General features: G+C 67.2%; 11 protein-coding genes and 1 pseudogene. 11 read left to right on the forward strand and 1 reads right to left on the reverse strand.

What is annotated here, in order from left to right; all coding sequences use genetic code 11:
* The coding region (locus tag DBR20_RS11360) for an aldehyde dehydrogenase family protein (protein ID WP_146186993.1) at window positions 1-808 on the forward strand (808 nt) is incomplete at its 5' end.
* Between the two features lie 174 nt (window positions 809-982).
* Window positions 983-1,750, forward strand: a complete 768-nt coding sequence (gene xth, locus DBR20_RS11365; protein WP_108266243.1) for an exodeoxyribonuclease III — start codon at window positions 983-985, stop codon at window positions 1,748-1,750.
* Between the two features lie 73 nt (window positions 1,751-1,823).
* Here xth and DBR20_RS11370 read toward each other — a convergent pair whose 3' ends face one another.
* Window positions 1,824-2,075, reverse strand: coding sequence for a GlsB/YeaQ/YmgE family stress response membrane protein (locus tag DBR20_RS11370; protein ID WP_025878785.1), 252 nt, complete (start codon window positions 2,073-2,075; stop codon window positions 1,824-1,826).
* Window positions 2,076-2,159: 84 nt separating this feature from the next.
* Here DBR20_RS11370 and DBR20_RS11375 point away from each other — a divergent pair, with 84 nt between their 5' ends.
* The 9 genes and pseudogenes from DBR20_RS11375 to DBR20_RS11415 all read left to right on the forward strand — a co-directional run.
* Window positions 2,160-2,759, forward strand: a complete 600-nt coding sequence (locus DBR20_RS11375) for a 4'-phosphopantetheinyl transferase superfamily protein (protein WP_089237883.1) — start codon at window positions 2,160-2,162, stop codon at window positions 2,757-2,759.
* A gap of 39 nt (window positions 2,760-2,798) precedes the next feature.
* Window positions 2,799-3,437: a 16S rRNA (guanine(527)-N(7))-methyltransferase RsmG gene (gene rsmG, locus DBR20_RS11380; RefSeq protein WP_033832551.1), complete on the forward strand. Its 639-nt coding sequence runs from the start codon at window positions 2,799-2,801 to the stop codon at window positions 3,435-3,437.
* A gap of 112 nt (window positions 3,438-3,549) precedes the next feature.
* Window positions 3,550-4,347, forward strand: coding sequence for a ParA family protein (locus DBR20_RS11385; RefSeq protein WP_025878788.1), 798 nt, complete (start codon window positions 3,550-3,552; stop codon window positions 4,345-4,347).
* The gene (locus tag DBR20_RS11390) at window positions 4,347-5,267 is read left to right on the forward strand and encodes a ParB/RepB/Spo0J family partition protein (RefSeq protein ID WP_089237881.1); all 921 of its coding nucleotides are present in this window, start codon (window positions 4,347-4,349) and stop codon (window positions 5,265-5,267) included. Before DBR20_RS11385 ends, DBR20_RS11390 begins: the two co-directional genes overlap by 1 nt.
* 141 nt (window positions 5,268-5,408) lie before the next feature.
* The gene (locus DBR20_RS11395; RefSeq protein WP_108266244.1) at window positions 5,409-6,134 is read left to right on the forward strand and encodes a suppressor of fused domain protein; all 726 of its coding nucleotides are present in this window, start codon (window positions 5,409-5,411) and stop codon (window positions 6,132-6,134) included.
* 64 nt (window positions 6,135-6,198) lie between these two features.
* The gene (locus tag DBR20_RS11400) at window positions 6,199-7,164 is read left to right on the forward strand and encodes an NAD-dependent epimerase/dehydratase family protein (RefSeq protein ID WP_108266245.1); all 966 of its coding nucleotides are present in this window, start codon (window positions 6,199-6,201) and stop codon (window positions 7,162-7,164) included.
* Window positions 7,165-7,253: 89 nt separating this feature from the next.
* Window positions 7,254-7,976: a glycosyltransferase family 2 protein gene (locus tag DBR20_RS11405; protein WP_108266246.1), complete on the forward strand. Its 723-nt coding sequence runs from the start codon at window positions 7,254-7,256 to the stop codon at window positions 7,974-7,976.
* A complete protein-coding gene (locus DBR20_RS11410) occupies window positions 7,976-8,323 on the forward strand; it encodes a lipid-A-disaccharide synthase N-terminal domain-containing protein (protein WP_025878793.1) in 348 nt (115 codons plus the stop codon). The genes DBR20_RS11405 and DBR20_RS11410 overlap by 1 nt, the downstream gene beginning before the upstream one ends.
* 264 nt (window positions 8,324-8,587) lie before the next feature.
* Window positions 8,588-8,878: pseudogene (locus tag DBR20_RS11415) on the forward strand (DUF885 domain-containing protein); the annotation flags it as partial.

An 8,878-nucleotide genomic window follows, 5' to 3' on the forward strand; every position in this document is an offset into this window, starting at 1 on the left:
GATGGCCGCGGCGGCGGAACATCTGGTGCCGCTGACGCTGGAGCTGGGCGGCAAGTCGCCTGCCATCGTCTGCCGCGATTTTCCGTTGGACAAGGCCGCTGCGCGGCTGGCCACCGGCAAGTGGTTCAACGCCGGGCAGACCTGCATCGCGCCGGATTACGTGTTGATCGACAGCGTGCGCCAGCGCGAATTCGTGCAGGCGTTGCAGCAGCAGGTGCGCGAGCGTTACGGCGATTTCAGCGATGCGGGTGACTACACGCGGATCATCAACGAAGGCCAGTACCGGCGCCTGCAGGGCTATCTGGCGCAGGCGCGCGAGCGTGGCGTGCCGGTGATTGCGCTGGCGCAGGTGGATGAGGCGCGCGCCGACCGCGAGCGGCTGCTGGTGCCGACCGTAGTACTGGACCCGCCGGATGACCTGGACCTGATGCGCGAGGAGATCTTCGGCCCGATCCTGCCGGTACGTGCCTATCCGGACCTGGATGCGGCGTTGGCCGACATCGTGGCCCGCGACCGGCCGCTGGCGCTGTATCCCTTCAGCCATGACACGGCCACGGTGGAGCGCATCCTCGGCCAGGTGGTGGCGGGCGGGGTGACGGTGAATGACACGCTGCTGCACTTCGCCGCCGATGGTTTGCCGTTCGGCGGGGTTGGCGCCAGTGGCATGGGTGCATACCACGGACAGGCTGGGTTCGATGCCATGAGCAAACTGCTGCCGGTGCTGTGGCAGTCGCGCTGGGCGGCCAGTGACCGGCTGCGGCCGCCGTATTCGAAGATTGCGGGGTTGTTGAGGTTGCTGCTGCGGTGAAGCCACGCATGGCGTGGCTCTACTGACGGGACCGGGTTCTGGTAGTTGCCAACCTTGGTTGGCACGCGTGAACCCCAAGCGCCGACCAAGGTCGGCCTCTACCGGGGCGCACGGCATCCCCAAGCGCCAACCAAGGTTGGCGTCTACCAAAGCAGGGCCGGGTAGAATGCCCCCATGAAGATCGCCTCGTGGAACGTCAATTCGCTCAATGTCCGCCTGCCGCACCTGGAGCAGTGGCTCAAGGACTTCGGCCCGGACATCGTCGGCATCCAGGAAACCAAGCTGGAGGACCACAAGTTCCCGGACTCGGCGCTGATCGCCGCCGGTTACCGCAGCGTGTTCGCCGGCCAGAAGACCTATAACGGCGTGGCGCTGGTGTCGCGCGAGCCGGCGCAGGACGTGCAGATCGGCATTCCCGGCTTCGAGGACGAGCAGAAACGGGTCATCGCCGGCACCTTCGGCGACCTGCGGGTGATCAACCTGTATGTGGTCAACGGCCAGGACATCGGCACCGACAAGTACGAGTACAAGCTGCGCTGGTTGGAGGCGGTGCATGCGTGGATAGCCGAAGAACTGCAGCGGCATCCGAAGCTGATCGTGATGGGTGATTTCAACATCGCCCCCGATGCGCGCGACGTGCATGACCCGGAGGTGTGGAACGAGAACCACATCCTGACCTCCACCGCCGAGCGTGGTGCGCTGACCAAACTGCTGCAGCTGGGCCTGCACGACGGCTTCCGCCTGCACAACGACGAGGCCGGCACGTTCAGCTGGTGGGATTACCGGGCGGCCGGTTTCCGCCGCAACCTCGGCCTGCGCATCGACCTGACCCTGGTCTCCGATGCACTGAAGGGCAGTGTGGTGGCCTCGGACATCGACCGTGAGCCGCGCACCTGGGAACGTCCCAGCGACCATGCACCGGCGTGGGTGCAGCTGGGCTGAAACAACGAGGCCCGGCAATGGCCGGGCCCCGTCCTGATGCGTTTGCCGGCCAGCGGCCGGCACTACCGCCGCGTCAGCGTATGCTCTTGCGGGTGAACAGGTTGACGATCGCCAGCAGGATCACCGCGCCGATCAGCGAGAACAGGAACGTGCGGAGGGTGATCGCTTCATTGATGCCGCCGCCGAACAGCCAGCCGGAAATCAGTGCGCCAACGATGCCCACCACGATGTTGAGGATGATGCCCTGCTGGCCATCGCGCTTCATGATGATGCTTGCCAGCCAGCCGACGATGCCGCCGACGATCAGCCAGATGATGATTCCCATGATCGACTCTCCGGTGGATAACCGAGCACAGTTGACGCGCAACGCTGTGAACCCGTCGTGCAATCCCGTGACGGCCGCGTGCGGATGAGCCTGCCAGCCACCCTCGACGGCCCCTGGCGGTTTGGTCCGGTCACGGTCTGGCGCTGCCCGCACGTGCCCGGTCAGCGCGGTGAGCCGCAGGCCCGGCAGGTGCTGGCACAGGCCCTGGGCGGCGAGCCGGATGCGCTGCCGCTGCTGCGCGACGACAAGGGCCGGCCCGAGCTGAGCGGCGCGCTGGCCCACTACGGCACCGGCTGGAGCCACAGCGGCGAGGTGCTGCTGGTGGCGCTGGGCGAAGGCGTGCGGCTGGGGGTGGACCTGGAACTGCTGCGGCCGCGCCCACGCATGCTGGAAATCATCCAGCGCTTCTTCCATCCCGACGAAGTGGTCTGGCTGCAGGGTCTGGACGAGGCCGACCGCGAACATTGGTTCTTCCGCGTGTGGTGCGCCAAGGAAGCCATGCTGAAGGCGCACGGGCAGGGCATTTCCTTTGGCCTGCACCGCCTGCAGCTGGCCCCGGCCGCCGATGGCGCGCTGCACCTGCGCTGGTGCGACCCGGAACTGGGCGAGGCCGCGCGCTGGCACCTGCACGAGTGGCAGGCCAGCGGTCAGTTCCGCGCCGCATTGGCCTGGTATCCGCAGTGAATCGCCGAATCTGCAGTGAAAACCGGCGATAATGTTGGAATGAGCGAACACGATCTTCCCGCCGGCGTAGCGACCACGCTGCAGCAGGGCCTGGCCAGCATGGGCCTGGCCGCCGAGCTGGCCCCGCCGCTGCTGCGCTACCTGGCGTTGCTGCACCGCTGGAACGGCACCTACAACCTCACCGCCATCCGCGATCCGCAGGAAATGGTCACCCGCCATCTGCTTGATTCGCTGGCGATGCAGCCTTTCGTGGCCGATGGCAGCCTGGCCGACCTCGGTACCGGCCCCGGGTTGCCGGGCATCCCGCTGGCGATCGCCTGCCCGGGCCTGCAGGTCACCCTGGTGGAAAGCAACGGCAAGAAGGCCCGCTTCATGCGCGAGGCCGTGCGCCAGCTGGGCCTGGGCAATGCCCGCGTGGCCGAGTCGCGCGCCGAAGCGCTGGCCGAGCCGGGCAGCTACGACCAGCTGACCGCGCGCGCGATGGACACCCTGGCCGGCATCGTCCGCGTCGGTGGCCACCTGCTGCGCCCCGGTGGCGTGCTGCTGGCCATGAAGGGCGTCTACCCGCATGAGGAGATCGCAGCGCTGCCGGCCGGTTGGCAGGTGCGCGAGGTGGTCCCGCTGAGCGTGCCCGGCCTGGCCGGCGAACGCCATCTGGTCACCGTCACAGGCCCCTGAACCCCGCCGCCACCCCCTTGTGGAACAAGCGGTTGGCGATCCACGATTTCCGCACGGGCCCGGTTGTACGCATAATGACCGGTCCCAGCACACGTCGACGAGGCACACCCGCATGGCCCGCATCATCGCCATCGCCAACCAGAAGGGTGGCGTCGGCAAGACCACGACCGCCGTCAACCTGGCCGCTTCCCTGGCCAACGCACCCAAGCGCGTGCTGTTGGTCGACCTGGATTCCCAGGGCAACGCGACCATGGGCAGTGGCGTGGACAAGCGCGAGCTGGTCTCCTCCACCTACGATCTGCTGCTGGGCGAGTCCAGCGCTGCCGACGTGCGCGTGCAGACCGCCGAAGGCTACGACCTGCTGCCGGGCAACATCGACCTGACCGCGGCCGAGATCCAGCTGATGGCGCAGAGCGAGCGCGAGCAGCGCCTGAAGCGCGCGCTGGCGCCGATCCGCGACGAGTACGACTACATCCTGATCGACTGCCCGCCGGCACTCTCGCTGCTGACCCTGAACGCCCTGGCCGCCGCCGATTCGGTGATCGTGCCGATGCAGTGCGAGTACTACGCGCTGGAAGGCCTGAGCGCGCTGGTGGAAACCATCGAAGCGCTGCGCGCCAACCTCAACCCGGCGCTGGAGATCGAAGGCGTGCTGCGCACCATGTTCGATGTGCGCAACAACCTGGCCAATGCCGTGTCGGCCGAGCTCACCGAGCATTTCGGTGACCGCGTGTTCCGCACCATCGTGCCGCGCAACGTGCGCCTGGCCGAGGCGCCCAGCCATGGCCAGAGCATCGTCGGCTACGATCGTGCTTCGCGTGGCGGTGTCGCCTACCTCGGCCTGGCCGGCGAGATCATCCGCCGCAACAACGAACGCAACAAGGCCACCAAGGCCGTGGAGACCGTCTGATGACCAGCAAGCCTGCCGCCAAGAAGCGTGGCCTCGGCCGCGGCCTGGACGCCCTGCTGGGGCCCAAGGGCGCGGTCAGCCAGGTGCAGGCCAGCACGGCGGTGATCGAGCCGCTGCCCGGTGAAGTGCTGCGCAAGCTGCCGGTAGGCCAGCTGCAGCCGGGCAAGTACCAGCCGCGTCGCGAAATGGACCAGGGCAAGCTGTCCGAACTGGCCGACTCGATCAAGTCGCAGGGCGTGATCCAGCCGATCCTGGTGCGCCAGCTGCCGGCAGGCAACTTCGAAATCGTCGCCGGTGAACGTCGCTGGCGCGCCTCGCAGCTGGCCGGCCTGGACGAAGTGCCGGTGGTGGTGCGCGAGCTGGAAGACCGCACCGTCATCGCGATGGCGCTGATCGAGAACATCCAGCGCGAAGACCTCAACCCGCTGGAAGAAGCCGAAGCGCTGCAGCGCCTCATCAGCGAATTCACCCTGACCCATGCCGAGGCCGCCGAGGCCGTCGGCCGCTCGCGCGCGGCGGTGTCCAACCTGCTGCGCCTGCTGGAGCTGCCGATCGCCATCCGCCTGCTGCTGGAAACGCGCCGGCTGGAGATGGGGCACGCTCGCGCGCTGCTGACCCTGGCTCCGGAACTGGCCAGCAAGCTGGCCCAGGAAGCGGCCGATGAGGGCTGGTCGGTGCGCGAGGTCGAGCGTCGTGCGCAGGCGTTCGCCGCCGGCAAGGTGCCGAGCAACCGTCCGCAGCCGGTGGCCAAGGTGCAGCAGGCCGATATCGCCTCGCTGGAAACCGAGCTGTCCGAAGTACTGGGCACCTCCGTTGCGATCAACCACGGCCGCGGTGGCAAGGGCAAGCTGATCATCCATTACGCCAACCTGGACACGCTTGATGGCGTGCTGGAGCGGCTGCGCACGCGCCAGGGCTGACCCCGGCGCAGTTTCATGGGCGCACGGCCTGTTCCTGCCGTGCTCCGTCGATTGCAGGGAACGCACCGCCGCGCGTGCCGGAGGTCTATCGTCCACCGCAGGTGGGCCGCTCCGCCCCGTGGCTCATCCAGGGAGCAGGACATGACCATTGAAATCGACGACGTCAGCCCGGGCGGCAGCCCGATTCTCGTGCACAGCCGCGAGAAGGACTTCACCCCGGCCCACGGCGAAGAACACATCGAGGCGATCAGTGCCTACATCGAGCGCCATCTGGGCCCGATCTCCGGCGTCTTCCACGAAATCATCTCCGATATCGTGCACATCGACGTGCACGTGGTGCCGGCCACCGACGAGTGTCCGTACCTGCGCCTGGTGACCTCGGGCATGAGCGATCTGCCGATGGCCGTGCCCGATGAGGTGGATGCTCCCCGGCACATGGAACTGATGGTGACCTTGCCAGCGGATTGGCCGATCACCCAGGATGCCTTCGAGGACGAACGCAACTATTGGCCGGTGCGTCTGTTGAAGACCCTGGCGCGGCTGCCGCATGAGTACGACACCTGGCTGGGCTTCGGCCACACCATTCCCAACGGTCATCCGTCCGAGCCCTATGCGCCGGGCGTGGGATTCGATGGCGCCATCGTGCTGCCGCCGGTCACGACCCCGGACGACTTCGGCACGCTGGAGCTGGAAGACGGCAAGACCATCGAGTTCATGGCGATCGTGCCGCTGTACCCGGAAGAGATGGATCTGAAGCTGAAGAAGGATTCGGAAACCCTGCTGGACCGCTTCGATGCGAAGAACATCCAGGATGTCATCCAGCCTGGGCGCACCAATGTGGCCAAGAAGCGTTTCGGCCTGTTCTAGGCCCTGCGCGTACCATCAGACGCTGTAACCACTGAATCGACCGTTGAATTCCAGGCCCACCGCAATGACCATCCTGCTTACCGGCGCAGCCGGCTTCATCGGTGCCTACACCGCGCGCGCCCTGCTTGATGCGGGCCAGTCCGTGGTCGGCCTGGACAACTTCAACGATTACTACGACCCGCAGATCAAGCGTGACCGCGTGGCCGCGCTGTGCCCGACGCTGGACCTGCGCACGCTGGACCTGACCGACCGCGACGGCCTGGCTGCGCTGTTCGACGAAATACAGCCGACGGCGGTGATCCACCTGGCCGCGCAGGCCGGCGTGCGCTATTCGCTGGAAAACCCGCACGCCTACGTCGACAGCAACCTGGTCGGCTTCGTCAACATGCTCGAGCTGTGCCGCCACCGTGGCGTGCAGCATCTGGTGTATGCGTCCAGCAGTTCGGTGTACGGCGATTCGGCAACGCCGCCGTTTTCCGAAGACCAGCGCGTGGACCAGCCGCGCTCGCTGTACGCAGCAACCAAGGCCGCCAATGAACTGATGGCCTACACCTACGCGCAGCTGTATGGCCTGCATGCCACCGGCCTGCGCTTCTTCACCGTGTACGGCCCCTGGGGCCGGCCGGACATGGCGCCGCTGCTGTTCTCGCGCGCGGTGCTGGCCGGTCGTTCGATCGATGTGTTCAACCAAGGCCGCATGCAGCGCGACTTCACACATGTCTCCGACATCGTTGCCGGTATTCTCGGCGCCCTCGCGCACCCGGCTGATGGTCCGGTGCCGCACCGGGTGTTCAACCTCGGCAACCACACGCCGGTCGAGCTGGAGCGCTTCATCGGCGTGATCGAGCAGGCCGCTGGTCGCCCCGCGCAGAAGGTGTACAAGCCGATGCAGCCGGGCGACATGGTACGCACGATGGCCGATACCCGGCGCGCACATGACGCATTTGGCTACGAACCGGTCATGCCGATCGAACAGGGCCTGCCGCCGGTGGTGCAGTGGTGCCGCGAGTATTTTGCTGATCGCGCGTGAGAACGCATCCTCACACTGCCGGATTCATCTTCGGATAACCTCGGCGTCGGAAAATGCGCGGTCTTTGTCCCTCCTTGGCCGAGTCCCCCATGAGCCAACCCGAGCTGTCCGTCGTCGTCCCTGTATTCAACGAGCGCGACAACGTCGCGCCACTGGTGGCCGAAATCACCGCTGCACTGCGCGGCCGGCTGCCGTTCGAGATCGTCTACATCGATGATCATTCGCGCGATGACACCCTGGCCGTGCTGCAGGGCCTGAAGGCCACCACGCCGGAACTGCGGGTGCTGCACCACGTTTCGCAGAGCGGGCAGAGCACCGCGGTACGTACCGGCGTCAAGCATGCGCGTGCACCGTGGATCGCCACCCTCGACGGCGATGGCCAGAACGATCCGGCCGACATCCCCAAGCTGCTGCAGGCCCGCGGTGCCGCCGATGCCCAGGTGAAGCTGTTCGCCGGCTGGCGCGTCAACCGCAAGGACAGCGGCAGCAAGCGCTGGGCCAGCAAGTGGGCCAACGCCATCCGCGCGCGCATGCTGCGCGATGACACCCCCGATACCGGCTGCGGCATCAAGCTGTTCGAGCGCAACGCCTTCCTCGACCTGCCGTACTTCGACCACATGCATCGCTACCTGCCGGCACTGATGCAGCGCGCCGGCTGGAAGACCACCAGCGTGCCGGTCAACCATCGCCACCGCACTGCGGGCGTGTCCAAGTACAACAACCTCGGCCGCGCATTGGTCGGCATCCGCGACCTGCGTGGCGTGGCCTGGCTGATCACCCGCAGCAAGCGCACTGCGGTGGAGGAGCGTTGATGGACCTGGAGCTGCACTGGCTGGACCAGCCGCTGACCTGGCTGTACTGGACCGGCCTGCATGTGACCGGCTGGAAGCTGATCGGCTACACCGGTGCGTTGATGTTTGGCGGCCGCTGGCTGGTCCAGTTCGTCGCCTCCAAGCGCGCCGGCAAGCCGGTGATCCCGCGCCTGTTCTGGTACATGAGCGTGGTCGGCAGCCTGATGACGCTGAGCTACTTCCTGTTCTCGGCCAAGCAGGACTCGGTGGGCGTGCTGCAGAACCTGTTCCCGGCGTTCACCGCGTTGTACAGCCTGCAGCTGGACATCAAGCACCGCGGCTGGAAGCGGGACAAGGCCAGCCACTGAAGGCCTGGTAGACGCCGACCTCGGTCGGCACCGCTGTGCATCGGTAGCGCCGGGCGATGCCCGGCGGCTGTGGGATGACCGCCAACGTCGGCCGCGCTGCGCGCTCGCGGGGCATGGCCCCGCGCTACCACGCGCCTTCGGCGCTGGGGTCCCGGCTTGCGGCCATTCCCGGTCCTGCCTGCGTTGCAGGCAGGACCTTCGTCCCATGCCATGCGCGGTGCGGGGTGCCATGATCGGGGTCTGCCTTCCCGGGAACCTGTGCTCGTGAAAACCCGTCTTGCCGTAGCCCTGCTGATCGCCCTGTCCGCCCCTGCCGTGGCCCTGGCCGCACCGCCCACCGCCACCGCGCCGGCCAGCGTGGCCACTGAATCGCCCGCCGACGCCGCCTTCCGCGCGCTGTACGAGAAGGAATGGAAGTGGCGCCAGGACGGCGGCGGCGAGGCCAGCGAGGACGAAGACGCGCCGGCCAACGCCACCCGCATGCCCGACGTCGGCGCGGCCGCGCAGCAGGCACGCCTGAAGGTGTGGGACGAGACCCTGGCCGCGCTGAAGAAG

The organism is Stenotrophomonas sp. HMWF023, assembly GCF_003060985.1.
Lineage (GTDB): Bacteria > Pseudomonadota > Gammaproteobacteria > Xanthomonadales > Xanthomonadaceae > Stenotrophomonas > Stenotrophomonas lactitubi.